This is a genomic window from Pseudomonas khorasanensis (genome assembly GCF_014268505.2).
GTDB lineage: Bacteria > Pseudomonadota > Gammaproteobacteria > Pseudomonadales > Pseudomonadaceae > Aquipseudomonas > Aquipseudomonas khorasanensis.
This window is the reverse complement of record NZ_JABWQP020000006.1, coordinates 164,006-189,511: the sequence shown is the minus strand read 5'-3', so window position 1 is coordinate 189,511 and position 25,506 is coordinate 164,006. Positions and strand designations below refer to the sequence as shown.

The 25,506-nt window shown below is 59.2% G+C and carries 22 protein-coding genes; 21 read left to right on the top strand and 1 reads right to left on the bottom strand.

What is annotated here, in order from left to right; all coding sequences use genetic code 11:
- Positions 1-40: 40 nt before the first annotated feature.
- The 16 genes from rseP (at position 41) to ispD (ending at position 20,055) form a co-directional block, all read left to right on the top strand.
- Entirely contained in the window at positions 41-1,393 is a 1,353-nt protein-coding gene (gene rseP / locus HU727_RS15765; RefSeq protein WP_186533155.1) for a sigma E protease regulator RseP, read from the top strand.
- A 74-nt stretch (positions 1,394-1,467) separates the two neighbouring features.
- Complete coding sequence (bamA, locus tag HU727_RS15760) at positions 1,468-3,858, top strand: outer membrane protein assembly factor BamA (RefSeq protein WP_186533154.1); 2,391 nt, start codon at positions 1,468-1,470, stop codon at positions 3,856-3,858.
- Positions 3,859-3,903: 45 nt separating this feature from the next.
- The gene (locus HU727_RS15755) at positions 3,904-4,407 is read left to right on the top strand and encodes an OmpH family outer membrane protein (protein ID WP_186533153.1); all 504 of its coding nucleotides are present in this window, start codon (positions 3,904-3,906) and stop codon (positions 4,405-4,407) included.
- A 3-nt stretch (positions 4,408-4,410) separates the two neighbouring features.
- Positions 4,411-5,466 (top strand): UDP-3-O-(3-hydroxymyristoyl)glucosamine N-acyltransferase, encoded by a 1,056-nt coding sequence (gene lpxD, locus HU727_RS15750; RefSeq protein WP_186533152.1) that lies wholly within the window; start codon positions 4,411-4,413, stop codon positions 5,464-5,466.
- Positions 5,467-5,572: 106 nt separating this feature from the next.
- Complete coding sequence (gene fabZ, locus HU727_RS15745) at positions 5,573-6,013, top strand: 3-hydroxyacyl-ACP dehydratase FabZ (protein WP_016771469.1); 441 nt, start codon at positions 5,573-5,575, stop codon at positions 6,011-6,013.
- Complete coding sequence (gene lpxA, locus HU727_RS15740; RefSeq protein WP_186533151.1) at positions 6,010-6,786, top strand: acyl-ACP--UDP-N-acetylglucosamine O-acyltransferase; 777 nt, start codon at positions 6,010-6,012, stop codon at positions 6,784-6,786. Before fabZ ends, lpxA begins: the two co-directional genes overlap by 4 nt.
- A gap of 2 nt (positions 6,787-6,788) precedes the next feature.
- Positions 6,789-7,919: a lipid-A-disaccharide synthase gene (gene lpxB / locus HU727_RS15735; RefSeq protein ID WP_189673851.1), complete on the top strand. Its 1,131-nt coding sequence runs from the start codon at positions 6,789-6,791 to the stop codon at positions 7,917-7,919.
- A gap of 11 nt (positions 7,920-7,930) precedes the next feature.
- Positions 7,931-8,557 carry a ribonuclease HII gene (rnhB, locus tag HU727_RS15730; protein ID WP_186533227.1) on the top strand — a complete coding sequence of 209 codons (627 nt, stop codon included), beginning with the start codon at positions 7,931-7,933 and terminating at the stop codon, positions 8,555-8,557.
- A gap of 76 nt (positions 8,558-8,633) precedes the next feature.
- A complete protein-coding gene (gene dnaE / locus HU727_RS15725; RefSeq protein WP_186533150.1) occupies positions 8,634-12,155 on the top strand; it encodes a DNA polymerase III subunit alpha in 3,522 nt (1,173 codons plus the stop codon).
- Between the two features lie 139 nt (positions 12,156-12,294).
- On the top strand, positions 12,295-13,242 hold the full coding sequence (locus tag HU727_RS15720; protein ID WP_108225216.1) for an acetyl-CoA carboxylase carboxyltransferase subunit alpha: 948 nt from the start codon (positions 12,295-12,297) through the stop codon (positions 13,240-13,242).
- 131 nt (positions 13,243-13,373) lie between these two features.
- Positions 13,374-14,702 carry a tRNA lysidine(34) synthetase TilS gene (tilS, locus tag HU727_RS15715; RefSeq protein WP_186533149.1) on the top strand — a complete coding sequence of 443 codons (1,329 nt, stop codon included), beginning with the start codon at positions 13,374-13,376 and terminating at the stop codon, positions 14,700-14,702.
- Positions 14,703-14,976: 274 nt separating this feature from the next.
- Positions 14,977-16,608, top strand: coding sequence for a CTP synthase (gene pyrG, locus HU727_RS15710; protein ID WP_186533148.1), 1,632 nt, complete (start codon positions 14,977-14,979; stop codon positions 16,606-16,608).
- Between the two features lie 4 nt (positions 16,609-16,612).
- Positions 16,613-17,458, top strand: coding sequence for a 3-deoxy-8-phosphooctulonate synthase (gene kdsA / locus HU727_RS15705; protein ID WP_007954807.1), 846 nt, complete (start codon positions 16,613-16,615; stop codon positions 17,456-17,458).
- A gap of 155 nt (positions 17,459-17,613) precedes the next feature.
- Positions 17,614-18,903 (top strand): phosphopyruvate hydratase, encoded by a 1,290-nt coding sequence (eno, locus tag HU727_RS15700; protein ID WP_016771461.1) that lies wholly within the window; start codon positions 17,614-17,616, stop codon positions 18,901-18,903.
- A gap of 169 nt (positions 18,904-19,072) precedes the next feature.
- Positions 19,073-19,351, top strand: coding sequence for a cell division protein FtsB (gene ftsB / locus HU727_RS15695; protein WP_007964293.1), 279 nt, complete (start codon positions 19,073-19,075; stop codon positions 19,349-19,351).
- Entirely contained in the window at positions 19,348-20,055 is a 708-nt protein-coding gene (gene ispD / locus HU727_RS15690; protein WP_186533147.1) for a 2-C-methyl-D-erythritol 4-phosphate cytidylyltransferase, read from the top strand. Before ftsB ends, ispD begins: the two co-directional genes overlap by 4 nt.
- Before the next feature lie 79 nt (positions 20,056-20,134).
- Here ispD and HU727_RS15685 read toward each other — a convergent pair whose 3' ends face one another.
- On the bottom strand, positions 20,135-21,031 hold the full coding sequence (locus HU727_RS15685) for a LysR family transcriptional regulator (protein ID WP_186533146.1): 897 nt from the start codon (positions 21,029-21,031) through the stop codon (positions 20,135-20,137).
- A 115-nt stretch (positions 21,032-21,146) separates the two neighbouring features.
- Between HU727_RS15685 and HU727_RS15680 the strand changes: the two genes are divergently transcribed.
- The 5 genes from HU727_RS15680 to surE all read left to right on the top strand — a co-directional run bounded on the left by HU727_RS15680 (position 21,147) and on the right by surE (position 25,502).
- Positions 21,147-22,259, top strand: a complete 1,113-nt coding sequence (locus HU727_RS15680; protein ID WP_186533145.1) for an S-(hydroxymethyl)glutathione dehydrogenase/class III alcohol dehydrogenase — start codon at positions 21,147-21,149, stop codon at positions 22,257-22,259.
- 88 nt (positions 22,260-22,347) lie between these two features.
- Positions 22,348-23,193 (top strand): S-formylglutathione hydrolase, encoded by an 846-nt coding sequence (fghA, locus tag HU727_RS15675; RefSeq protein ID WP_186533144.1) that lies wholly within the window; start codon positions 22,348-22,350, stop codon positions 23,191-23,193.
- A 43-nt stretch (positions 23,194-23,236) separates the two neighbouring features.
- Entirely contained in the window at positions 23,237-23,710 is a 474-nt protein-coding gene (ispF, locus tag HU727_RS15670) for a 2-C-methyl-D-erythritol 2,4-cyclodiphosphate synthase (protein ID WP_186533143.1), read from the top strand.
- Entirely contained in the window at positions 23,707-24,765 is a 1,059-nt protein-coding gene (truD, locus tag HU727_RS15665; protein WP_186533142.1) for a tRNA pseudouridine(13) synthase TruD, read from the top strand. Before ispF ends, truD begins: the two co-directional genes overlap by 4 nt.
- A complete protein-coding gene (surE, locus tag HU727_RS15660; protein ID WP_186533141.1) occupies positions 24,753-25,502 on the top strand; it encodes a 5'/3'-nucleotidase SurE in 750 nt (249 codons plus the stop codon). Before truD ends, surE begins: the two co-directional genes overlap by 13 nt.
- The last annotated feature ends 4 nt before the right edge of the window (positions 25,503-25,506 follow it).

Below are 25,506 nucleotides of genomic sequence, written 5' to 3'. Positions count from 1 at the left end.
TGGCTGCACGCGACACTGAACGGGATTGCGGAGAAAGTAGATGAGCGCGCTCTATATGATTGCCGGCACCCTGATCGCCCTGGGTGTGCTGGTCACCTTTCATGAATTCGGCCACTTCTGGGTCGCGCGGCGCTGTGGCGTCAAGGTTCTGCGTTTTTCCGTGGGCTTTGGCATGCCGTTGCTGCGCTGGCACGACAAGCAAGGTACCGAGTTCGTGGTCGCAGCGATTCCGCTGGGTGGCTACGTCAAGATGCTTGATGAGCGCGAAGGCGAAGTGCCGGTCGATCAGCTCGATCAGTCGTTCAATCGAAAGTCGGTTCGTCAACGTATCGCTATCGTAGCGGCGGGCCCCATCGCCAACTTTCTGCTGGCGTTGGTGTTCTTCTGGGTCTTGGCCATGCTCGGCAGCGAGCAGGTGCGTCCTGTTATTGGTGCGGTCGAATCCGGCAGTATTGCCGCCAAGGCCGGTTTGACTGCCGGTCAGGAGATCGTCTCGATCGATGGCGAGCCGACATCCGGTTGGGCAGCAGTCAATCTGCAGCTGGTGCGTCGCCTCGGTGAAAGCGGTGCCATTCAATTGTTGGTGCGTGAGCAGGGCTCAACCGCTGAGTCACCTCGCGAGCTGGCGCTGGATAACTGGCTCAAAGGTGCCGATGAGCCTGACCCGATCCGCTCTCTGGGCATTCGTCCATGGCGCCCGGCTCTGCCGCCGGTACTGGCCGAACTGGATCCCAAAGGCCCGGCTCAGGCAGCGGGACTGAAAACCGGTGATCGCTTGCTGTCCCTGGATGGGCAGTCGCTCACCGATTGGCAGCAGGTAGTCGACACCGTACGTACGCGTCCTGATACCAAAATCATGCTGCGCGTGGAGCGCGATGGTGCTCAAATCGACGTCCCGGTCACTCTGGCAGCCCGCGGCGAAAGCAAGTCGCCAAGCGGTTATCTGGGCGCTGGCGTGAAGGCAATCGACTGGCCGCCGGAAATGATCCGCGAGGTCAGTTATGGGCCGTTGGCCGCGATTGGCGAGGGCGCCCGTCGTACTTGGACCATGAGCATTCTGACGCTCGATTCACTGAAGAAAATGCTGTTCGGCGAGCTCTCGGTAAAAAACTTGAGTGGACCGATAACCATTGCTAAAGTGGCGGGCGCTTCTGCCCAGTCGGGCGTCGCTGATTTCCTGAATTTCCTTGCTTATCTGAGTATTAGCCTGGGCGTTCTGAATTTGCTGCCTATTCCTGTACTGGATGGGGGGCATTTGTTGTTTTATCTGATCGAGTGGGCGCGTGGTCGTCCCTTGTCGGATCGGGTGCAAGGTTGGGGGATACAGATCGGTATCAGCTTGGTGGTCGGGGTGATGTTGCTTGCTCTGGTCAACGATCTGGGTCGTCTGTAACGCTTCGCTGAATTGCGAATCTGCCGCATTTTGCGGCAGTTTGTTTATTGCCAGTTGGAATAAGAAAGGACTTCATGAAACGTCTGCTGCTAACTGCGGTTCTCACCGTATTGATGATCGCCGAAGTTCACGCCGAGTCCTTCACTATCTCTGATATTCGCGTCAATGGCCTCCAGCGGGTCTCCGCGGGTAGCGTCTTTGGTGCCTTGCCGTTGAACGTCGGCGAGCAGGCGGATGATCGTCGCCTGGTGGAATCCACTCGTGCGTTGTTCAAAACCGGCTTCTTTCAAGATATCCAGCTGGGCCGCGAAGGCAACGTTCTGGTCATCACCGTGGTCGAGCGTCCGTCGGTCGCCAGTATCGAAATCGAAGGCAACAAGGCGATTTCCACTGAAGACCTGATGAAAGGCCTCAAGCAATCCGGTCTGTCCGAAGGCGAGATCTTCCAGCGCGCCACCCTCGAAGGTGTGCGTAACGAACTGCAACGTCAGTACGTTGCCCAGGGTCGTTACTCGGCTACCGTCGATACCGAAGTGGTATCGCAGCCGCGTAACCGTGTGGGTCTTAAAGTCAAGATCAACGAGGGCACCGTTGCCGCCATTCAGCACATCAACGTGGTGGGCAACACGGTTTTCCCTGAGGAAGACCTGACCGACCTGTTCGAACTGAAAACCACCAACTGGCTGTCGTTCTTCAAGAACGACGACAAATATGCCCGTGAAAAACTCTCCGGTGACCTGGAGCGTCTGCGTTCCTACTACCTGGACCGCGGCTATATCAACATGGACATCGCTTCGACCCAGGTGTCCATCACCCCGGACAAGAAGCACGTCTACATCACTGTCAATGTGACCGAAGGCGAGAAGTACACCGTTCGTGACGTCAAACTCAGCGGTGACCTGAAAGTCCCTGAAGACCAGATCAAATCGCTGTTGCTGGTGCAGAAAGGCCAGGTGTTCTCGCGCAAGCTGATGACCACGACCTCCGAATTGATCACCCGCCGTCTGGGTAACGAGGGTTACACCTTCGCCAACGTCAACGGCGTGCCTCAGCCGCACGATGACGACAACACTGTAGACATCCTCTTCGCTGTCGATCCGGGCAAGCGTGCCTACGTCAACCGCATCAACTTCCGTGGCAACACCAAGTCCGAAGACGAAGTGCTGCGTCGTGAAATGCGTCAGATGGAAGGTGGCTGGGCTTCGACCTACCTGATCGACCAGTCCAAGACCCGTCTGGAGCGCCTGGGTTTCTTCAAGGAAGTAAACGTTGAAACCCCGGCTGTGCCAGGTGTCGACGACCAGGTTGACGTGAACTACGCGGTTGAAGAACAGGCATCCGGCTCGATCACGGCCAGCGTCGGTTTCGCGCAAAGCGCCGGTTTGATCCTTGGTGGCTCGATCACCCAGAACAACTTCCTCGGTACCGGTAACCGCGTCAGCGTCGGCCTGACCCGCAGCGAATACCAGAGCCGCTACAACTTTGGCTACGTTGACCCCTACTGGACCGCCGATGGCGTGAGCCTGGGTTACAACGCGTTCTATCGCACCACTGACTACGATGAACTCGATACCGATCTTTCAAGCTATGCAGTAGACAGCCTGGGTGCCGGTGTCAACGTGGGCTACCCGATCAGCGAAACTTCGCGTCTGACGTTCGGTGCGTCCGTTCAGCAGGATGAGATCAGTACTGGTAACTACACCGTTGACGAGATTTTCGACTTCGTTAACAAAGAAGGCGACAAATACCTGAACTTCAAAGCTTCCGCCGGTTGGTCCGAGTCGACGTTGAACAAAGGCGTGCTTCCGACCCGTGGTCGTTCTCAGAGCCTGACACTGGAGACCACCATTCCGGGCAGCGATCTGTCGTTCTTCAAACTCGATTACCGTGGTCAGTTGTTCCAGCCAATCACTGAAAACTACACCATGCGCTTGCACACCGAGCTCGGTTATGGCGATGGTTACGGTTCGACAGACGGCTTGCCATTCTACGAAAACTACTACGCGGGTGGCTTTAACTCGGTACGTGGCTTCAAGGACAGCACCCTTGGCCCACGCAGTACGCCGAGCCGCGGCGCAGCTGTAACTGGCAATGCGGGTACGCTTGCCGACCCGGATCAGGATCCACTGCCATTCGGCGGTAACGTGTTGATTCAAGGTGGCGTCGAAGTGTTGTTCCCGTTGCCATTCGTTAAAGATCAACGCTCCTTGCGCACCTCGGTATTCTGGGATGTGGGTAACGTATTCGATTCCAAGTGCGAGAAAACAACCAACGCTACTGTCGGTTCGACTTCAAGCACGCAGTGCAATGACATCAGCCTGAGCAACATGGCCAGTTCCGTCGGTGTGGGCGTGACCTGGGTCACCGCACTGGGCCCTCTGAGCTTTGCCTTGGCGATGCCGATCAAGAAACCGGATGAAGCTGAAACTCAAGTGTTCCAATTCTCCCTTGGTCAGACCTTCTAAGCGTCTGACCCTAGATAACGACAATGGATTTTGTAGGAGTGCATCGTGCGTAAGTTGACTCAATTGGTTCTCCTCGCCTCCTTACTGGTGGCAGGCCCGGCGTTTGCCGACATGAAAATTGCCGTGCTGAATTATCAAATGGCATTGCTGGAATCCGATGCGGCCAAGAAATACGCCGTGGATGCCGAGAAGAAGTTCGGTCCGCAACTGACCAAGCTGAAAACCCTGGAAAGCAGCGCCAAAGGCATTCAGGACCGCCTGATGGCCGGTGGCGACAAGATGCAGCAGGGCGAGCGTGAGCGTCTCGAGCTGGAATTCAAGCAAAAGGCCCGTGACTTCCAGTTCCAGTCCAAGGAACTGAACGAAGCCAAAGCCGTTGCCGACCGTGAAATGCTCAAGCAGCTGAAGCCAAAACTGGACAGCGCTGTGGAAGAAGTCATCAAGAAAGGTGGTTTTGACCTGGTATTCGAGCGTGGCGCAGTCATCGATGTCAAACCTCAGTACGACATCACGCGCCAGGTTATCGAGCGCATGAATCAGCTGAAGTAACCCATGACCGTGACTATCAAGCTCGGCCAGTTGGCCGAGCACCTCGGCGCCACCCTGCGTGGCGACCCCGAGAAGCAAATTACTGGGCTAGCCACTTTGCAAGAGGCTGGCCCAGCTCAGTTGAGCTTTCTGGCAAATCCTCAATACCGCAAATACCTGGCCGGTTCGCAGGCAGCTGCATTGCTGCTCAAGGAAGCTGACGCCGAAGGTTTTGCCGGTAATGCTTTGGTGGTGCCGGATCCTTATCTGGCTTACGCACGTATCTCGCATCTGTTCGATCCCAAGCCGAAAGCCCCGGGCGGCATTCATCCGAGCGCGGTCATCGCAGCGGACGCAGTGGTTGATCCAAGCGCCAGCATCGGCCCGTTCGTGGTGATCGAAGCCGGTGCGCGCATCGCTGCACAGGTGACGCTCGGCGCGCATTGCTTCATCGGCGCTCGTAGCGAGATCGGCGAGGGCGGCTGGCTCGCTCCGCGGGTCACGCTGTATCACGACGTGCGGATCGGCAAACGCGTGGTGATTCAGTCCGGCGCGGTGATCGGCGGTGAGGGTTTTGGCTTCGCCAACGAAAAAGGCGTCTGGCAGAAAATCGCACAGATCGGTGGTGTGACCATCGGCGACGATGTCGAGATTGGCGTGAACACCGCGATCGACCGTGGCGCGTTGGCCGATACCGTGATCGGCAATGGCGTCAAGCTCGACAACCAGATCCAGATTGCCCACAACGTCCAGGTCGGTGACCACACCGCCATGGCGGCGTGTGTCGGCATCTCCGGCAGCACCAAAATCGGCAAGCACTGCATGCTCGCCGGTGGCGTTGGTCTGGTTGGCCACATTGATATTTGTGACAACGTTTTCCTGACCGGGATGACCATGGTGACCCACTCGATTACCGAGCCGGGTGCCTATTCTTCCGGTACAGCCATGCAACCGGCGGCCGAATGGCGCAAAAGCGCGGCCCGCATCCGTCAGCTCGACGACATCGCGCGACGGCTGAAACAGCTGGAAAAGCGCGTAGGGGAAGTGACCCCTGGCGGCAATGCTTCATCTGATGGCTGATACCATTTCCATATCAAGTGTGCACAGCCTCTAGACTGCCTCCTTGATTTGCTAGAGGAGTGCGCGTCAGTCGCGCTCCCAATCTTTACATAGGCTTTCCCCTGAAATGATGGACATCAACGAGATTCGCGAATACCTGCCTCACCGTTACCCGTTCCTGCTGGTGGACCGGGTGGTGGAACTGGACACTGAAGGCAAGCGAATTCGCGCCTACAAGAATGTCAGCATCAATGAACCGTTCTTCAATGGTCATTTTCCTGCGCATCCAATCATGCCGGGCGTGCTGATCATCGAAGCAATGGCTCAGGCTGCCGGGATCCTCGGTTTCAAAATGCTCGACGTCAAACCGGCTGATGGCACCCTTTACTACTTCGTCGGTTCCGACAAGCTGCGCTTTCGCCAGCCAGTCAAGCCGGGCGACCAGTTGATCCTTGAAGCGACCTTCATCAGCTGCAAGCGCAAGATCTGGAAGTTTGAATGCCAGGCTTCGGTCGATGGCAAACCGGTCTGCTCGGCCGAGATCATCTGCGCGGAACAAAAAGTATGAGTTTGATTGACCCTCGCGCAATCATCGATCCGTCCGCCGTACTGGCTGACGGCGTCGAGGTCGGCCCGTGGTCGATCATCGGCGCAGGTGTGGAAATCGGCGAGGGTACCGTGATCGGGCCGCATGTGATCCTCAAGGGCCCGACCCTCATTGGTAAACACAATCGCATCTACCAGTTTTCTTCGGTAGGCGAGGACACCCCCGATTTGAAGTACAAAGGCGAGGAAACCCGCCTGGTGATCGGTGATCACAACGTCATCCGCGAAGGCGTGACGATTCATCGTGGCACTGTTCAGGACCGTTCGGAAACCACGCTGGGTGATCACAACCTGATCATGGCCTATGCCCACATCGGCCACGACAGCGTCATCGGCAACCACTGCATCCTGGTCAACAACACTGCGTTGGCAGGGCATGTACACGTTGACGATTGGGCGATCCTTTCCGGGTTTACCCTGGTGCATCAGTACTGCCACATTGGCGCCCACAGTTTTTCCGGCATGGGCACGGCGATCGGCAAGGACGTTCCGGCGTTCGTTACCGTTTTCGGCAACCCCGCCGAAGCGCGCAGCATGAACTTCGAGGGCATGCGCCGACGCGGATTCAGCGAAGACGCCATTCACGCGCTGCGCCGTGCGTACAAAACGGTGTATCGCCAAGGGCTGACGGTTGAGCAGGCATTGGCCGAATTGGTCGATACCGCCACACAGTTCCCGGAAGTCGCGATATTTCGTGACTCCATCCAGTCGTCGACCCGCGGCATCACCCGCTGATCATGGCCAGTCTGCGTATTGCGCTGGTGGCGGGGGAGGCTTCCGGCGACATTCTTGGCGCCGGCCTCATGCGTGCGCTCAAGGCTCAGCATCCTGCGGTCGAGTTCATCGGTGTCGGCGGTCCGCTGATGCAGGCCGAGGGGCTGACCTCCTACTTTCCCATGGAGCGTTTGTCGGTCATGGGTCTGGTGGAAGTCCTGGGTCGGCTGCGTGAATTGCTCAAGCGCCGCAAGGACCTGATCGCCACGCTGATCGCCGCGAAGCCGGACGTGTTTATCGGTATCGACGCGCCGGACTTCACCCTCAATATCGAACTCAAGCTGCGTCAGGCCGGGATCAAAACCGTGCATTACGTCAGCCCATCGGTGTGGGCATGGCGGCAGAAGCGTGTGCTGAAGATTCGCGAAGGTTGCGACCTGATGCTCACCTTGTTGCCGTTCGAAGCGAAGTTCTACGAAGAGAAGGGCGTACCGGTGCGATTCGTCGGCCACACCTTGGCCGACACCATTCCGCTGGAGGCCGATCGCGCCGCCGCACGTGCCGAGTTGGGTTTGCCCGACGGGCCGCTGGTGGCCCTGATGCCGGGCAGCCGTGGCGGTGAAGTCAGTCGCCTGGGTGCGCTGTTCCTCGACACTGCCGAACGTCTGCGGGCCATGCGCCCGGGCGTGCGTTTTGTCATACCCTGTGCGAATCCGGAACGCCGGGTGCAACTTGAAGCGTTGCTCACCGGGCGTGATTTGCCAGTGACCTTGCTCGACGGCAAATCCCACCTGGCTCTCGCCGCGTGCAACGCCGTGCTGATCGCTTCCGGCACCGCTACCCTTGAAGCGCTGCTGTACAAGCGGCCGATGGTGGTGGCGTATCGATTGGCGCCGCTGACGTTCTGGATCCTCAAGCGCATGGTCAAGAGCCCGTACGTGTCGTTGCCCAACTTGCTGGCCCAGCGCTTGCTCGTACCGGAACTGTTGCAGGATGATGCGACTGTCGAAGCCTTGGCGCAGACCTTGTCGCCGCTGATCGAAGGCGGCGAGGAGCAGACCCGGGGCTTTGACGAGATCCACCGCACGTTGCGGCGCGATGCCTCGAATCAGGCGGCGGACGCCGTCCTTAACCTGATCGGCAAAAAACAATGAGCAAGACAAGCATGCAGATGGGTCTCGATTTCACCTTGGTGGCTGACGTTGAACAATTGGTCGCCGGCGTCGATGAAGTCGGTCGCGGCCCACTGTGCGGTGCGGTGGTGACGGCGGCAGTGATTCTTGATCCGAACCGGCCGATTCTGGGTCTCGACGACTCGAAGAAACTCACCGAGGCCAAGCGCGAAAAGCTCTACGAAGAAATCATCGAAAAGTCGCTGAGCTGGTGCATCGCCCGCGCCGAAGTCGAAGAAATCGACGAACTCAACATCCTCCACGCGACCATGCTGGCCATGCAACGCGCCGTGGCCGGGCTGCACATTCAGCCAAAACTGGCGATGATCGATGGCAACCGCTGCCCGCAACTGCCGATGCGCGCCGAGGCCGTGATACAGGGTGACGGCAAGGTGCCGGCGATTGCGGCGGCGTCGATCCTGGCCAAGGTCAGTCGGGATCGGGAAATGGCTGCATTCGAATTGATCTACCCGGGCTACGGCATCGGCGGCCATAAAGGCTATCCGACGTCCGTTCATCTGGAAGCACTGGCGCGGCTCGGTCCGACGCCGATCCATCGCCGCTCGTTCGCCCCGGTACGCCTGGCTTACGAGGCGCTGGAAAGCCTGACGCAGGTTTAGGCGCAAGGCTGATGTTTTATTCGAGGCCCGGTACAATCCGGGCCTCGTTGTCTCTATGTAACTGGACAGGATCACTATGCCGGCTTCATTCGTTCATCTACGCCTGCACACTGAATACTCCCTGGTCGACGGGCTGGTGCGGATCAAGCCACTGGTCAAGGCCCTGACCGCGCTGAACATGCCGGCGGTAGCGGTCACCGATCAGAACAACATGTGTTCCCTGGTCAAGTTCTATAAAAATGCCATGGGTGCTGGCATCAAGCCGATCTGCGGCGCTGACCTGTGGCTGGCGAACAAGGACCCGGACGCGCCGCTGAGCCGCATCAGCCTACTGGTGATGAACGCTCAGGGTTATCGCAACCTCACCGAATTGATCTCTCGCGGCTTCATCGAAGGTCAGCGCAACGGCATGGTGATCGTCGAGCGCGAATGGGTGGCCGAGGCCAGCGAAGGCTTGATCATGCTGTCCGCCGCCAAAGAAGGCGAGATCGGCATGGCCATGATCGGCGGCAATCCGGCGGAAGCCGAAGCCCTGGCGCGCGAATGGATGGCCGTGTTCCCGGATCGTTTCTACCTGGAGATCCAGCGCACCAACCGCCCGAACGATGAAGAGCAATTGCACGGCGCCGTAGCCCTGGCCGACAAGCTCGGAGCGCCTCTGGTCGCGACCAACGATGTGCGATTCATCAAGCAGGAAGACTTCGCCGCTCACGAAACCCGCGTATGCATCGGTGAGGGCCGCGCCCTCGACGATCCGCGGCGTTCGAAGAACTACAGCGATCAGCAGTACCTGAAAAGCGCCGAGGAAATGATCGAGCTGTTCAGCGACATTCCCGACGCGATCGAAAACACTGTCGAGATCGCCAAGCGCTGCAACATCGACGTGAAACTGGGCACGCACTTCTTGCCCAATTTCCCGATTCCCGATGGCATGACCATCGACGAATATTTCCGCAAGGTCTCCTTCGAAGGGCTCGAAGAACGCCTGGCGGTGCTGCTGCCCAAGGACACCACCGAAGATTACGAGGCCAAGCGTCAGGTCTATGTCGACCGGTTGAATTTCGAGCTGGATATCATCATCCAGATGGGCTTTCCCGGTTACTTCCTGATCGTGATGGACTTCATCCAGTGGGCCAAGAATAACGGCGTGCCGGTAGGTCCTGGCCGTGGGTCGGGTGCTGGTTCGCTGGTGGCTTACGTACAGAAGATCACCGACCTCGATCCGCTGGAATACGATCTGCTGTTCGAACGTTTTCTTAACCCGGAACGGGTTTCGATGCCCGACTTCGACGTCGACTTCTGCATGGACGGCCGTGACCGGGTAATCGACTACGTGGCCGAGAAGTACGGCCGCAACGCGGTAAGCCAGATCATCACGTTCGGTTCCATGGCCGCCAAGGCTGTGGTGCGCGACGTGGCGCGGGTGCAGGGCAAGTCCTATGGCCTGGCGGATCGCCTGTCGAAGATGATTCCGTTCGAAGTCGGCATGACCCTGGAGAAAGCCTACGAGCAGGAAGAGATCCTGCGCGACTTCATCAAGGTCGATGAAGAGGCCGCGGAAATCTGGGAGATGGCGCGCAAGCTCGAAGGCGTCGTGCGTAACGTCGGTAAACACGCCGGTGGCGTGGTTATCGCGCCGACCAAGCTGACCGACTTTTCGCCGATCTATTGCGACGAGGCCGGTGACGGTCTGGTGACCCAGTTCGACAAGGACGACGTCGAGGCGGCGGGCCTGGTGAAGTTCGACTTCCTCGGTCTGCGCACCCTGACGATCATCGACTGGGCGCTGAAAACGATTAACCGTGATCGCGCCAAGGTCAACGAGCCGCCGCTGGATATCGCGTTTATCCCGCTCGACGACAAGCCGACTTACTCGCTGCTGCAAAAAGCCGAAACCACTGCGGTGTTCCAGCTTGAATCCCGAGGCATGAAAGAGCTCATCAAAAAGCTCAAGCCCGACTGCCTGGAAGACTTGATCGCACTGGTGGCACTGTTCCGTCCGGGCCCGCTGCAGTCCGGTATGGTGGACGACTTCATCAACCGTAAACACGGGCGCGCCGAGCTGGCGTATCCGCATTCGGATTACCAGTACGAAGGCCTCAAGCCTGTGCTCGCTCCGACTTACGGCATCATCCTGTATCAGGAACAGGTGATGCAGATTGCCCAGGTCATGGCCGGCTACACACTCGGCGGCGCGGACATGCTGCGTCGAGCGATGGGTAAGAAAAAACCCGAGGAGATGGCCAAGCAGCGCGGCGGCTTTATTGAAGGTTGCGCGACCAACGGCATTGATGCCGACCTTGCGGGTAACATTTTCGACCTGGTGGAAAAATTCGCCGGTTATGGCTTCAACAAATCCCACTCCGCCGCCTACGGTCTGGTGTCTTATCAGACCGCTTGGCTGAAGGCTCACTACCCGGCGCCGTTCATGGCGGCGGTGCTCTCTGCGGATATGCACAACACCGACAAGGTCGTGACCTTGATCGAGGAAGTGCGCACGATGAAGCTGCGTCTCGACGCGCCGGACGTGAACACTTCGGAGTTCAAGTTCACGGTGAACGACGATGGCCGCATCGTCTACGGTCTCGGTGCGATCAAGGGGGTCGGCGAAGGCCCGGTGGAAGCGATCACCGAAGCGCGTCAGGCCGGTCCGTTCGCGGATCTGTTCGATTTCTGCGCACGCGTCGACCTCAAGCGTATCAACAAGCGCACCCTCGACGGTCTGATCCGCAGCGGCGCGCTGGATCGTCTGGGTCCGTACTTCCATGACGAACAAAAAGCTTATCAAGCCAACATCGACCGAAACCGCGCCGTGCTGCTGGCGGCGATGGAGGAGGCGATCAAGGCCGCTGAACAGACTGCACGCACCCACGACAGCGGCCACGCCGACCTGTTTGGCGGCTTGTTCGTCGAGGAAGATGCCGACGTTTACGCCAGCCATCGCAAGGCAAAGGAGCTGACCCTCAAGGAACGCCTCAAGGGTGAAAAAGACACCTTGGGCCTGTACCTGACCGGTCACCCTATTGACGAGTACGAGGGCGAGATTCGCCGTTTCGCCCGTCAGCGCATCATCGACCTGAAACCGGCGCGCGACACGCAGACCGTGGCCGGGATGATTATTGCCCTGCGGGTGATGAAGAACAAAAAGGGCGACAAGATGGGCTTCATCACCCTCGATGACCGCTCAGGGCGAATCGAGGCGTCGCTGTTTGCCGATGCGTTTCACTCCGCGCAGTCACTGTTGCAGACCGACGCGATGGTGGTGGTCGAAGGCGAAGTCAGTAATGACGACTTCTCTGGCGGCCTGCGCCTGCGGGTCAAGCGGGTGATGAGCATGGAAGATGCACGCACGAATCTGGCTGAAAGCCTGCGCTTGAAGTTGCACACCCAGGATCTGAAAGGCGATCAGCTACGCTGGTTGGGCGAACTGCTCAAGCGTCATCGCGGCGCGTGCCCGGTGACCATGGAGTACACCAGTCCCGAAGCGAAGACCTTGCTGCAGTTCGGCGAGACCTGGCGCATCGACCCGGCGGATGCCTTGATTCAAGCCCTGCGTGACCAGTTCGGGCGAGACAACGTCTTCCTCCAATACCGTTGACCGGCAAGTGCCATCATTGCGCTTGCCCGCAACCTGAATTTTTAATCTCGACCTCAGCGCGCCTCTCCCTTAAGGTAGGGCGCGAATAGACAACCGGCCGGCCCAAGCTCATTTGGGACACGACCCAAGACGGACGCCTATGAACCCGAATTTTCTAGATTTCGAACAGCCGATCGCCGACCTGCAAGCCAAGATCGAAGAGTTGCGCTTGGTCGGTAATGACAATTCGCTGAATATCGGCGATGAGATCTCCCGCCTGCAGGACAAGAGCAAGACGCTGACCGAAGACATCTTCGGCAAGCTGACCAGCTGGCAGATCGCACGTCTGGCACGTCACCCGAAACGCCCGTACACCCTGGATTACATCGAGCACATCTTCACCGAGTTCGACGAACTGCACGGCGACCGTCACTTCTCCGACGACGCGGCGATCGTTGGCGGCATCGCCCGTCTGGAAGATCAGCCGGTGATGATCATCGGCCACCAGAAGGGCCGCGAAGTGCGCGAGAAGGTGCGCCGTAACTTCGGCATGCCGCGTCCGGAAGGCTACCGCAAGGCCTGCCGCCTGATGGAAATGGCCGAGCGCTTCAAGATGCCGATCCTGACCTTCATCGACACCCCGGGCGCCTACCCGGGCATCGACGCTGAAGAGCGCAACCAGAGCGAGGCAATCGCCTGGAACCTGCGCGTGATGTCGCGCCTCAAAACCCCGATCATCGCCACCGTGATCGGTGAAGGTGGTTCCGGCGGCGCACTGGCCATCGGCGTCTGCGATCAGCTGAACATGCTGCAATATTCGACCTACGCGGTGATCTCGCCGGAAGGTTGCGCTTCGATCCTGTGGAAAACCGCCGAGAAAGCACCCGATGCCGCTGAAGCGATGGGCATCACCGCCGAGCGCCTGAAAGGCCTGGGCATTGTCGACAAGGTGATCAGCGAGCCACTGGGCGGGGCGCACCGTGATCCTGCCGCGGCCGCTGCATCGATCCGTGCCGAGCTGAGCTCGCAACTGGCGATGCTGAAAAAATTCGATAACGAAGCGCTGTTGAAGCGCCGTTACGATCGTTTGATGAGCTACGGTCTCTAATCAGGCGCGTATTATCCCTGTTGGAGCGAGCCTGCTCGCGAAAGCGGTATGACAGTCGACGAATCTGTTGAATGTTAAACCGCTTTCGCGAGCAGGCTCGCTCCCACAGGGGTTTAGGCGAAGGTGCAGAAATGGGCCAGTCCCCGATTGATTTGCCTTCCCGCTTATTGCTGAACCTTGAGCCCTGGCGCCACGCCACGCACTGGCGCATCGCCTTCTCGGGTGGTCTTGATTCCACCGTTCTTCTGCATCTTCTTGTCACGCAGGCAAAAACCGAATCCCTTCCGCCGCTAAGCGCTATCCATATTCACCATGGCCTTCAAGCTGCGGCTGATGCGTGGCCGGAACATTGTCAGTCTGTCTGCCACGCTTTGGGCATTGCGCTGCAGGTAGAGCGGGTGACCGTGCAACCGGAGGCGAGCCTGGAGAGGGCGGCGCGGGATGCCCGTTACGCTGCGTTCAGTGCTCTGACGCAGGCCAACGATGTGCTGCTCACCGGTCACCATCGCGACGATCAGGCGGAAACGCTGTTGTTTCGGCTGTTGCGGGGGGCGGGTGTTCGTGGGCTTGGCGGGATGCCGTCGCAACGGCCACTGGGGCAGGGCACGCTGATCCGTCCGTTACTGGATGTCAGCCGGGCCGAACTGGAAGGTTACGCTCAGGCTCATCAGTTGCGCTGGATCGAAGACCCGTCCAATCAGGATCACCAATTCTCCCGAAACTATTTGCGCCATCAGGTCATGCCGTTGCTGGGAAACCGCTGGCCACAAGCGCAGGCGAGCATGGCGCGCAGTGCCGCGCATCTGCGTGAAGCCCAGGGACTGCTCAATGAGTTGGCGCAGATCGATCTGGCGCAGGCCCAAACCTCTCATAACCTCGCCTGGCTGGGCGTGCCATCGCTGGAGCTGGCGCCGTTGGCGGTCCTGTCTGCCGCACGCCAGCGAAATGCCCTTGGTTGCTGGCTCGAACCGTTGACCCGATTGCCTGATGCGGACCATTGGTCGGGCTGGAACACTTTGCGCGATGCCACCGCCGACGCCTCACCAGTCTGGCGTCTGGCCGATGGCGAGTTGCACCGCAGCGCTGGTCGTGTGTGGTGGCTGAGTGGCAACTGGTTGCGTGCGCCAGGCAACGGTGCCGACTGGCAGGCCCCAATGTCAGCACTGCGCTTGGCTGATAATGGACGCGTCATGTTTCTCGGGCAGAATCCCTCCGGGCCGTTGCGCATTGCCTATCGACAGGGCGGTGAGGTCATGCACCTGGCCGAGCGCGGCAGCCGTGACCTCAAGCGTCTGCTCAACGAACGTGCGGTGCCGGGTTTTGTGCGTGGCAGATTGCCGCTGCTGTTTCGCGGCGACGAATTGCTCGCCGTGGCGAATCTGCCGGGTCTTGATGGTCAAGTGCATGAAGGCTGGACATTGCAATGGCAGCCAACAGACGAAGATCAAGGTTTGAGCTGAAAGGAGCATTCCGGTAGACTACGCTCCCTTCTTGATACAACTTCTGTGGATTCGCCTGAATTGCAGGAGTTGCCGATTACCAAGCAGTCTTTGCTGGGCGATTCCAAAAAATGTGTAGCGAGCAACGTACCGGTGTTTCATCTGCCGGTCTGTCCCAACGCGGCGGTTTTTTCGAAAGGTGCACTGTGATTAATGCAGGTGATCGGGGGCTTCGGCCTTCCTTCGCTTTCCCCGGCGGCTCGTTCCGCTTTAACGCAGACTTCTAGGGTTTTTCATGACGCGCTACATATTCGTCACGGGCGGTGTTGTTTCTTCATTGGGGAAAGGCATTGCCTCGGCTTCATTGGCGGCTATCCTGGAGGCGCGGGGGCTTAAGGTCACCATGCTGAAGCTGGATCCGTACATCAACGTCGATCCAGGCACCATGAGCCCGTTCCAGCACGGTGAAGTGTTCGTCACCCACGACGGCGCCGAGACCGACCTGGACCTGGGTCACTACGAGCGGTTCATCCGCACGACCATGACCCAGAACAACAACTTCACCACGGGCCGCGTCTACGAGCACGTGCTGCGCAAAGAGCGCCGTGGTGATTACCTGGGTGCAACCATCCAGGTGATCCCGCACATCACCGACGAAATCAAGCGCCGCATCATCAAGGGTGCCGGCGACGCCGACGTCGCGATGGTCGAAATCGGTGGCACCGTGGGCGACATCGAGTCGCAACCGTTCCTCGAAGCCATCCGTCAGTTGCGTTTCGAAGTCGGCGCCAAGCGCGCGATGCTGATGCACCTGACGCTGGTGCCGTACATTGCCACCGCCGGCGAGACCAAGACCAAACCGACCCAGCACTCCGTCAAGGAACTGCGTTCGATCGGCCTGCAACCAGACGTGCTGGTGTGCCGCTCCGATCACCCGATCGACATCTCGTCGCGTCGCAAGATTGCGCAATTCACCAACGTTGAAGAACGTGCGGTGATCGCGCTGGAAGACGCCGATACCATCTACAAGATCCCTGGCATCCTGCATTCGCAGGGTCTGGATGATTTCGTCGTCGAGCGTTTTGGCCTGCAATGCGGCAGCGCCGATCTGTCCGAGTGGGAAGCGGTGGTTGATGCCAAGCTGAACCCGGAACACGAAGTCACCATCGCCATGGTCGGCAAGTACATGGAACTGCTGGACGCCTACAAGTCGCTGATCGAAGCGATGAGTCACGCCGGCATCAGCAACCGCACCAAGGTCAACCTGCGCTATATCGATTCCGAAGACATCGAAAACCAGGGCACTGCGCTGCTCGAAGGTGTCGACGCGATTCTGGTACCGGGCGGCTTCGGTCTGCGTGGCGTGGAAGGCAAGATCACTGCCGTTCAGTACGCCCGCGAAAACAAGGTTCCCTACCTGGGCATCTGCCTGGGCATGCAAGTGGCTGTCATCGAGTTCGCCCGTAATGTGCTGGGCTGGAAAGACGCCAACTCCACCGAGTTCGATCGTGCCAGCGGCCATCCGGTCGTGGGTCTGATCACCGAGTGGGAAGACGCCACCGGCGCTGTTGAAATCCGTACCGAAGCGTCCGACCTGGGCGGCACCATGCGCCTCGGCGCTCAGGAATGCCTGCTTGAAGCCGGCTCCAAGGTGCACGATTGCTACGGCAAGGACGTGATCGTCGAGCGTCACCGTCACCGTTACGAAGTGAACAACAACTTGCTGCCACAAATCATCGAAGCCGGCCTGAAGATTTCCGGTCGCTCCGCTGATGCGGCGTTGGTCGAAGTGGTTGAAGCGCCGGATCATCCATGGTTCGTCGCCTGCCAGTTCCACCCTGAGTTCACCTCGACACCACGCGACGGCCATCCGCTGTTCAGCGGTTTTGTCAAAGCCGCGTTGGCTCAACACCAGAAGAAGGCGTAACCCGATGGCACAGAAGATTATCCGCGTCGGCGACATCGAGATTGCCAACGACAAACCCATGGTGCTGTTCGGCGGCATGAACGTGCTGGAAAGCCGCGATATGGCCATGCAGGTTTGTGAAGAGTACGTAAAGGTCACCGAGAAACTCGGTATCCCTTACGTGTTCAAGGCCAGTTTCGACAAGGCCAACCGTTCTTCTGTGACCTCGTATCGCGGCCCTGGCCTGGAAGAGGGCATGCGCATCTTCCAGGACATCAAACAGGCTTTCGGCGTGCCGATCATCACCGACGTCCACGAGCCGGATCAGGCCGCGGTCGTCGCTGAAGTCTGCGACATCATTCAACTGCCGGCCTTCCTGTCGCGCCAGACCGATCTGGTCGTCGCGATGGCGAAGACCAACGCGGTGATCAACATCAAGAAAGCCCAGTTCCTCGCGCCTCAGGAAATGAAACACATCCTGAACAAGTGCGTGGAAGCGGGTAACGACCAACTGATCCTCTGCGAGCGCGGTTCGAGCTTCGGCTATAACAACCTCGTGGTCGACATGCTCGGCTTCGGCATCATGAAGCAGTTCGAGTACCCGGTTTTCTTCGACGTCACCCATTCGCTGCAAATGCCTGGCGGTCGCTCCGACTCCGCCGGCGGCCGTCGCGCCCAGGTGACCGATCTGGCCAAGGCTGGCATGAGCCAGTCGCTGGCGGGTCTGTTCCTCGAAGCGCATCCGGACCCGGACAACGCCAAATGCGACGGCCCTTGCGCCTTGCGTCTGGACAAACTGGAGCCATTCCTGGCCCAGCTCAAAGCCCTGGACGAACTGGTGAAGAGTTTTCCGACGGTAGAAACCGCGTAAACCTCAATTCTCCGGTAAAGTACCGCACGATTTGTCGCTCATGCCCTCGGGCGTGAGCGTTGTCGTCTGCAAGTCTGCCCGCTGTACTTCGCTTGCCGACAATAAAGATTTCCTCTAGCTGCGTCGTTTTCGTCAACTTTGGAGTGTTTACAACAATGGCAAAAATCGTCGACATCAAAGGTCGTGAAGTTCTCGACTCCCGTGGCAATCCCACCGTGGAAGCGGACGTGCTTCTCGACAACGGCATCATCGGCAGCGCCTGCGCGCCGTCCGGTGCATCCACTGGCTCGCGTGAAGCGCTTGAGCTGCGTGATGGCGACAAGAGCCGTTACCTGGGCAAGGGCGTGCTCAAAGCGGTAGCCAACATCAACGGTCCGATCCGCGATCTGCTGCTGGGCACCGACCCAAGCGACCAGAAAGCCCTGGATCACGCGATGATCAAGCTCGACGGTACCGAAAACAAGGCAACCCTGGGCGCCAACGCCATCCTCGCCGTGTCCCTGGCTGCGGCCAAGGCTGCCGCACAGGACCAGGACCTGCCGCTGTACGCACACATCGCCAACCTGAACGGTACTCCGGGCGTGTACTCGATGCCGGTGCCGATGATGAACATCATCAACGGTGGCGAGCACGCCGATAACAACGTCGACATCCAGGAATTCATGGTGCAGCCGGTTGGCGCCAAGTCTTTCTCGGAAGGTCTGCGCATGGGCACCGAGATTTTTCATCACCTCAAAGCTGTGCTGAAGGCCCGTGGCCTGAGCACCGCCGTTGGCGACGAAGGCGGTTTCGCCCCGAACCTGGCTTCCAACGAAGACGCTTTGAAAGTGATCTCCGAAGCCGTGGCCAATGCCGGTTACAAGCTGGGCACCGACGTGACCCTGGCACTCGATTGCGCTGCAAGCGAGTTCTACGAAGACGGCAAGTACAACCTGTCCGGCGAAGGCCAGGTGTTCACTGCTGAAGGTTTCGCCGATTACCTCAAAGGCCTGACCGAACGCTACCCAATCATCTCCATCGAAGACGGCCTGGACGAATCCGACTGGGCTGGCTGGAAAATCCTCACCGACAAAATCGGCGAGAAGACCCAGCTGGTGGGCGACGACCTGTTCGTGACCAACACCAAGATCCTGAAAGAAGGCATCGACAAGAAGATCGCCAACTCGATCCTGATCAAGTTCAACCAGATCGGCACCCTGACCGAAACCCTGGAAGCCATCCAGATGGCCAAGGCAGCCGGTTACACCGCCGTGATCTCGCACCGCTCCGGCGAAACCGAAGATTCGACCATTGCCGACCTGGCCGTGGGCACTTCGGCTGGCCAGATCAAGACCGGTTCGCTGTGCCGTTCCGATCGCGTTTCCAAGTACAACCAACTGCTGCGTATCGAAGAGCAGTTGAACGGCAAGGCCAAATACAACGGTCGCGCCGAGTTTCGCGGTTAAGCGAAACCTGATCAAAGGACACCGGATTGTGTCGGAAAAGTCGTGACAGCGATGGATTTGCCACTAATCTGATGCCTTAAGCACAAGCCTGGACCTTTCCAGGCTTCGTGCTATCAGATGCTGCAACATTAGGCGTGGCTGTCTTTTTTCACTGGATACCTGATATTCGATGCGCAGTCCTTACTGGTTGTTTCTTGTTTTGCTCTTGCTGCTGGCCGGTCTGCAGTACCGCCTGTGGGTGGGCAATGGCAGTCTGGCGCAGGTCGCCGAGCTGAAACAGCAGATCGCCGATCAGCACGCCGAGAACGAAGGCCTGCTGGAGCGCAACCGGGTGATGGACGCTGAAGTCAGCGAGTTGAAAAAAGGCATGGAAACCGTTGAAGAGCGGGCTCGCCACGAGCTGGGCATGGTCAAGGACGGCGAAACCCTTTACCAGTTGGCCCAATGATCGATTCCCTGCCGGCCTTCTGGGCCGTGATTCCTGCCGCGGGCGTCGGTGCCCGAATGGCCGCGGACCGTCCCAAGCAATACCTGCAACTGGGTGGGCGCGCAATTCTTGAACACAGCCTCGGCTGTTTCCTCGATCACCCGAGCCTCAAGGGGCTGGTGGTCAGTCTTGCTGTTGACGATCCTTATTGGCCGAACCTGGCTTGCGTCAGCGATCCGCGCATTCAGCGGGTTGAAGGTGGCGCCGAGCGCTCCGGCTCGGTGCTCAATGCGTTGCTGCACTTGCATGCGCAAGGTGCGGGCGACGAGGATTGGGTGCTGGTGCATGATGCGGCACGGCCGAATTTGAGCCGTGATGATCTCGACAAACTACTTGCCGAGTTGGCGGATGACCCGGTCGGCGGGCTGCTCGCGGTGCCGGCGCGCGACACGCTGAAACGCGTCGACAAAAAAGGTCGTGTGGTTGAAACCGTAGACCGCAGCGTGATCTGGCAAGCGTACACGCCGCAGATGTTCCGTCTCGGTGCATTGCATCGGGCTCTGGCGGACAGCCTCGTTGCCGATGCCGTGATCACTGACGAAGCTTCCGCCATGGAGTGGGCGGGTCTGGCGCCGCGTTTGATCGAGGGGCGTGCGGACAACCTCAAGGTGACCCGACCGGAAGATCTGGAATGGTTGCGCCAGCGCTGGGCAAATCGTCGCTAAAAGATCGCAGCCTTCGGCAGCTCTTACCGGGAGTTCGTATTCCAATGTAGGAGCTGCCGAAGGCTGCGATCTTTTGATCTTAAACTCGATACTCCGGCCGCTCGGCCAACCCCTCCTTCAAGAAATCCACCAACTTGCGCACCTTCGGCGACAAATGCCGCTGCTGCGGATATAACGCCCACACCGCCGTATTCGGCGGCTGATGCGTCTCCAGCAAAGAAATCAGCGCGCCGCTGTGCAAATGCCCCAGCACGTAATAGTCTGGTAACTGACACAAACCGACACCCTGCAACGCCGCATCCAATACCGCTTGCCCGCTATTACAGCGCCAGTTGCCCTGCACCCGCTGGGAAAACTCCCGCCCGTTTTGCTCCAGCTGCCAGATATCCGAGCTGCCAATCAGGCAATTGTGCCGACTCAATTCCGACAAGCTGTGTGGGCGCCCGTACCGTTCCAGGTAGGACGGCGACGCGCACAGGTACATTCGCCGTGGGGCGAGGCGCGTCGCGACCAATCTCGAATCCTGTAAACGTCCCAGCCGGATCGCAAGATCCAGACCCTCATGCACCAGATCCAGCTGACGATTGCTCAGCTCGATATCAACGCGCAGTTGCGGATAAAGCCCCATGAAACGCGTCACCAACGGCACGATAAACCGCTCGCCATACGCCACGGCGCAGGTCATGCGCAGCATGCCTTTCGGTTCGCTGGTCAGATCGCCTACCGCACGCAAGGCTTCTTCACGGCCATCCTGCAGACGTTGGCAATGTTGCAGAAAAGTCTGCCCGGCTTCGGTCAGCGTGACCCGGCGGGTGCTGCGATAGAGCAGACGCGTTTGCAAACGTTCTTCCAGTCGTACGATTTGTCGACTGATGTGCGAAGAAGAAACCCCAAGGCGCTCAGCGGCGGCGGTGAACTGGCTGCACTCAGCAACGGCGACGAACTCGTCGATGCCTTCCCAGCGGTTTTCCGACATCTTGATTATCCCTATACGGCAATAATGTTTTGCTTTCGACCGGATTATTCCTCAGGGCGGCCTGAACTACACTGTTTGTCTGTTTTATATTCATTGGATTCACTGGAGAGTCAGCATGATCAAGTCGCGCGCCGCCGTTGCCTTCGAGGCCAAGAAGCCGCTGGAAATCGTAGAAGTCGATGTCGCCATGCCCAAGGCCGGCGAAGTGTTGCTGCGCGTGGTGGCTTCCGGGGTTTGCCACACGGACGCCTACACCCTGTCCGGCGCTGATCCGGAAGGCATCTTTCCTTCGATCCTTGGTCACGAAGGCGGCGCCATCGTTGAAGCCATCGGCGAAGGCGTGACCTCGGTTGCCGTTGGCGATCAGGTCATTCCGCTGTACACCCCGGAATGCGGCCAGTGCAAATTCTGCAAGTCGGGCAAGACCAACCTGTGTCAGGCGATTCGCGCGACCCAGGGCAAAGGCTTGATGCCGGATGGCACTTCGCGCTTTTCCTACAAGGGCGAAACGATTTTCCACTACATGGGCACCTCGACGTTTTCGGAGTACACCGTGCTTCCGGAAATTTCCGTGGCCAAAATCTCCAAGGATGCGCCGCTGGAAAAGGTCTGCCTTCTGGGTTGTGGCGTCACCACCGGCATCGGTGCGGTGCTCAACACGGCCAAGGTGCAACCGGGTGACACCGTGGCCATCTTCGGTCTGGGCGGCATCGGTTTGTCGGCCGTGATAGGCGCGGTGAAAGCCAAGGCGGCGCGGATCATCGCCATCGACATCAACCCGGCCAAGTTCGAGATCGCCAGGCAACTGGGTGCAACCGACTGCGTGAACCCGAAAGATTTCGATCGCCCGATCCAGGAAGTGATCGTTGACATGACCGATGGTGGTGTCGACTTTTCCTTCGAGTGCATCGGCAATGTGCAACTGATGCGCGCCGCCCTCGAGTGCTGCCATAAAGGCTGGGGGGAGTCCGTAATCATCGGCGTGGCCGGCGCCGGTCAGGAGATCGCCACCCGCCCATTCCAGTTGGTCACCGGTCGCGTCTGGCGCGGTTCGGCGTTCGGTGGCGTGCGTGGTCGCACTGAATTGCCGAGCTACGTCGACATGGCGCAGAGCGGAGAAATCCCGCTGGATACCTTCATCACCCACACCATGGGCCTGGAAGATATCAACAAGGCATTCGACCTGATGCACGAAGGCAAGAGCATCCGTACCGTCATTCATTTCTAAGGAGCAGCGACAAGCTACAAGCCATAAGCTGCAGGCAGGCGCAACGCCCTCTTGCAGCTTGAAGCTCGCAGCTTGGGGCTGAAGTGCTATGAACCTGGAAAACATTTCCTGTCAGAAGAGTTTCGGTGGTTGGCACAAGCGCTATCGCCATCGCTCCGAGGTGCTTGATTGCGACATGGTCTTTGCCGTGTACCTGCCGCCGCAGGCGGAGCAGGGCGGCAAGCTTCCTGTGTTGTACTGGTTGTCGGGCCTGACCTGCACCGATGAGAACTTCATGCAAAAGGCCGGTGCGATGCGTATGGCCGCCGAGCTGGGTTTGATCATCGTTGCGCCGGACACCAGCCCGCGTGGCCCGGATGTCCCGGATGATGCGGACAAGGCCTGGGATTTCGGTCTTGGCGCCGGGTTCTACGTGAACGCCACGCAGCAACCGTGGGCGCGTCACTACCGGATGCATGACTATGTCGTGCAGGAATTGCCTTCACTGGTTGAAGCGCATTTCCCGGCGTCGGACAAGCGCAGCATCAGCGGCCATTCCATGGGCGGTCACGGCGCACTGGTCTGTGCGTTGCGCAATCCCGGGCGTTACCAGTCGGTGTCAGCGTTTTCGCCAATTACCCATCCAGTTGATTGTCCTTGGGGCCAGAAAGCTTTCACTCATTACCTGGGCGAAGACCGTTCGAAGTGGAAGGAGTGGGACGCCTGTGCGCTGATCGCCGAGGCCACCGAAAAATTGCCGTTACTGGTCGATCAGGGAGATCGCGACGACTTCCTCGCCACCCAACTCAAACCCGAAGCCCTGCAACAAGCTGCAAAACAAGCGGGTCATCCGCTGACGCTGCGTCTGCAACCGGGCTACGACCACAGCTATTTCTTCATCTCAAGCTTCATAGACGACCACTTGCAGCATCACGCACGCGCCCTTCGAGGCTAATGCAGGTAGAATCACGCCCTGACAAAAATCGGGGCGTTTTTTTATGCGTATTGGCCACGGCTACGATGTGCACCGTTTCGCTGAAGGCGATTTCATTACTCTGGGCGGAGTGCGCATTGCACACGGCTTCGGGCTGCTCGCTCATTCCGACGGTGACGTCCTGCTGCACGCCTTGAGCGATGCCTTGCTTGGCGCCGCTGCGCTGGGCGATATCGGCAAACATTTCCCGGACACCGACCCGCAATTCAAGGGCGCTGACAGCCGCGCGCTGCTGCGTCATGTGGTCGGGCTGATTCACGCCAAAGGCTGGAAAGTCGGCAACGTTGACAACACCATCGTTGCCCAGGCGCCGAAAATGGCACCCCATATCGAATCGATGCGTGCGCTGATTGCTGCGGATCTTCAAGTTGAGTTGGACCAAGTGAACGTGAAAGCTACCACCACCGAAAAGCTTGGTTTTATCGGTCGCGAAGAGGGGATCGCCGTGCATTCCGTTGCCTTGTTGCTGCGCGCATGAATGAACTGCAATTGCTGGGTCCACGTGCCTATGGCGAGCCTCTCGGCACGGCGGTGTTGAAAGCCATAGCGGAAGATTTCCAGGTCGATGAAGTGCTGGATATCCCGTTCAGCGGTGACGGCGAGCACCTGTGGATCTGGGTGGAGAAACGTGGTCTGAACACCGAAGAAGCCGCGCGGCGAATTGCCAGGGCGGCCGGCGTGCCGTTGCGCACCGTCAGCTACGCCGGTCTCAAGGATCGCCAGGCGCTGACCCGCCAGTGGTTCAGCGTGCAACTGCCAGGCAAGGCCGATCCGGATCTGTCGGCAGCGGAAAACGATACGCTGAAGATCCTCAAGACCACCCGTCATAAACGCAAGCTGCAACGCGGCGCGCACTCGGCCAATGGCTTTACGCTGCGACTCACTCAGTTCGCTGGCGACAAGACCGCACTTGAACAGCGCCTGCAACTGATCGCCAAACAAGGGATTCCCAACTATTTCGGCGCCCAGCGCTTTGGCCATGATGGCGGTAACGTCGTCGATGCGCGGGCATGGGCGGCACGCAAGGCCTTGCCGGAACAGCGCAATGTGCGCTCGCGACTGTTGTCGACGGCGCGCAGCTTTCTGTTCAATCAGGTGTTGGCGGCGCGCGTCGCTGATGGCACTTGGCAAACCGCGCTGGTCGGCGACTTGCTGGCGTTCACCGACAGCCGTAGTTTCTTTCCGGCCGGTGAAGCCGAATGCAGCGACCCGCGCCTGGCGATTCTCGACCTGCACCCGACCGGCCCGCAGTGGGGCGAGGGTGACTCGCCGGCCTCGGGCGCTGTCCATGCTCTGGAGCAGGGGATCGCGGCCCGCGAAGCGGATCTGCGCGACTGGTTGATTCACGCCGGCATGAGCCATGAACGTCGCATCCTGCGGCTGCCCATTGGCGGGTTGACGTGGCATTATCCCGAACCTGACATTCTGCAACTGGAATTCGTCCTCCCGGCCGGATGCTTCGCCACCGTATTGGTGCGCGAGCTCGTTGATCTGGTGCCGGTGGGGCAGACGGACAGCCCATGCGTATTCTGATTTCTAACGACGATGGGGTAACCGCACCCGGTCTTGCCGCGCTTTATGCTGCGCTGGCGGATTACACCGAGTGCGTGGTTATCGCCCCGGAACAGGACAAAAGCGGCGCCAGCAGTTCGCTGACGCTCGACCGTCCTCTGCATCCGCAATATCTGGCCAACGGCTTTATCAGCCTCAACGGCACCCCAACCGACTGCGTGCATCTGGGCCTCAACGGCCTGCTTGAGCGCGAGGCGGACATGGTGGTTTCCGGCATCAATCTGGGCGCCAACCTGGGCGACGACGTGCTGTATTCCGGGACTGTGGCGGCAGCGCTTGAAGGACGATTTCTTCAACGTCCATCGTTCGCCTTCTCACTGGTCTCGCGCCAGGTGGATAACCTGCCGACGGCGGCCTACTTCGCGCGCAAACTGGTCGAGGCTCATGCCGGGCTCGACCTGCCGCCGCGCACGGTGCTCAACGTGAACATTCCCAATCTGCCGATCGATCACATCCGCGGGATTCAGTTGACTCGTCTCGGCCATCGCGCCCGGGCGGCGGCACCGATGAAAGTGGTCGATCCGCGCGGCAAGGCCGGTTACTGGATTGCCGCTGCCGGCGACGCTGAAGACGGCGGCCCGGGCACCGATTTTCATGCGGTGATGCAGGGTTATGTTTCCATTACGCCGTTGCAGCTCGATCGCACCTTCAATGATGCCTTCAGAAGTCTCGATGGCTGGCTGGGAGGACTCAGCTGATGGG

What these genes read in the sequence shown, in the direction of transcription:
- rseP (WP_186533155.1), top strand. Translation starts at nt 41, where the DNA reads ATGAGCGCGCTCTATATGATTGCCGGCACCCTGATCGCCCTGGGTGTG.
- bamA (WP_186533154.1), top strand. Translation starts at nt 1,468, where the DNA reads ATGAAACGTCTGCTGCTAACTGCGGTTCTCACCGTATTGATGATCGCC.
- lpxD (WP_186533152.1), top strand. Translation starts at nt 4,411, where the DNA reads ATGACCGTGACTATCAAGCTCGGCCAGTTGGCCGAGCACCTCGGCGCC.
- fabZ (WP_016771469.1), top strand. Translation starts at nt 5,573, where the DNA reads ATGATGGACATCAACGAGATTCGCGAATACCTGCCTCACCGTTACCCG.
- lpxA (WP_186533151.1), top strand. Translation starts at nt 6,010, where the DNA reads ATGAGTTTGATTGACCCTCGCGCAATCATCGATCCGTCCGCCGTACTG.
- lpxB (WP_189673851.1), top strand. Translation starts at nt 6,789, where the DNA reads ATGGCCAGTCTGCGTATTGCGCTGGTGGCGGGGGAGGCTTCCGGCGAC.
- rnhB (WP_186533227.1), top strand. Translation starts at nt 7,931, where the DNA reads ATGCAGATGGGTCTCGATTTCACCTTGGTGGCTGACGTTGAACAATTG.
- dnaE (WP_186533150.1), top strand. Translation starts at nt 8,634, where the DNA reads ATGCCGGCTTCATTCGTTCATCTACGCCTGCACACTGAATACTCCCTG.
- HU727_RS15720 (WP_108225216.1), top strand. Translation starts at nt 12,295, where the DNA reads ATGAACCCGAATTTTCTAGATTTCGAACAGCCGATCGCCGACCTGCAA.
- tilS (WP_186533149.1), top strand. Translation starts at nt 13,374, where the DNA reads ATGGGCCAGTCCCCGATTGATTTGCCTTCCCGCTTATTGCTGAACCTT.
- pyrG (WP_186533148.1), top strand. Translation starts at nt 14,977, where the DNA reads ATGACGCGCTACATATTCGTCACGGGCGGTGTTGTTTCTTCATTGGGG.
- kdsA (WP_007954807.1), top strand. Translation starts at nt 16,613, where the DNA reads ATGGCACAGAAGATTATCCGCGTCGGCGACATCGAGATTGCCAACGAC.
- eno (WP_016771461.1), top strand. Translation starts at nt 17,614, where the DNA reads ATGGCAAAAATCGTCGACATCAAAGGTCGTGAAGTTCTCGACTCCCGT.
- ftsB (WP_007964293.1), top strand. Translation starts at nt 19,073, where the DNA reads ATGCGCAGTCCTTACTGGTTGTTTCTTGTTTTGCTCTTGCTGCTGGCC.
- ispD (WP_186533147.1), top strand. Translation starts at nt 19,348, where the DNA reads ATGATCGATTCCCTGCCGGCCTTCTGGGCCGTGATTCCTGCCGCGGGC.
- HU727_RS15685 (WP_186533146.1), bottom strand. Translation starts at nt 21,031, where the DNA reads ATGTCGGAAAACCGCTGGGAAGGCATCGACGAGTTCGTCGCCGTTGCT.
- HU727_RS15680 (WP_186533145.1), top strand. Translation starts at nt 21,147, where the DNA reads ATGATCAAGTCGCGCGCCGCCGTTGCCTTCGAGGCCAAGAAGCCGCTG.
- fghA (WP_186533144.1), top strand. Translation starts at nt 22,348, where the DNA reads ATGAACCTGGAAAACATTTCCTGTCAGAAGAGTTTCGGTGGTTGGCAC.
- ispF (WP_186533143.1), top strand. Translation starts at nt 23,237, where the DNA reads ATGCGTATTGGCCACGGCTACGATGTGCACCGTTTCGCTGAAGGCGAT.
- truD (WP_186533142.1), top strand. Translation starts at nt 23,707, where the DNA reads ATGAATGAACTGCAATTGCTGGGTCCACGTGCCTATGGCGAGCCTCTC.
- surE (WP_186533141.1), top strand. Translation starts at nt 24,753, where the DNA reads ATGCGTATTCTGATTTCTAACGACGATGGGGTAACCGCACCCGGTCTT.